The 328-nt window shown below is 59.5% G+C and carries 1 pseudogene; it reads left to right on the plus strand.

Annotation, left to right across the window (positions count from 1 at the left end):
- Nucleotides 1–328, plus strand: a pseudogene (locus tag ALO43_RS16200) (M23 family metallopeptidase); the annotation flags it as partial.

The following is a 328-nucleotide window of genomic DNA, read 5'->3' on the forward strand; positions in this document are numbered from 1 at the left end:
CGGCAACAGCATGCGCAAGGTATTCATCCGCACCCCGGTAGACTTTGCCCGCATCAGCTCCATGTTCTCGATGGGTCGCAAACACCCTATCCTCAACAAGATCCGTGCGCACAAGGGCGTCGACTATGCGGCACCACGCGGTACGCCGATCAAGGCAACCGGCGATGGCAAGGTGCTGCTCGCTGGCCGTCGCGGCGGTTACGGCAATACGGTCATCATCCAGCACGGCGATACCTAGCGCACGCTGTACGGTCACATGCAAGGCTCTGCCAAAGGCATACACACCGGCGGAACCGTTAAACAGGGCCAGGTAATCGGCTATATCGTA

The organism is Pseudomonas tremae, assembly GCF_001401155.1.
Classification (GTDB): Bacteria; Pseudomonadota; Gammaproteobacteria; order Pseudomonadales; family Pseudomonadaceae; genus Aquipseudomonas; species Aquipseudomonas tremae.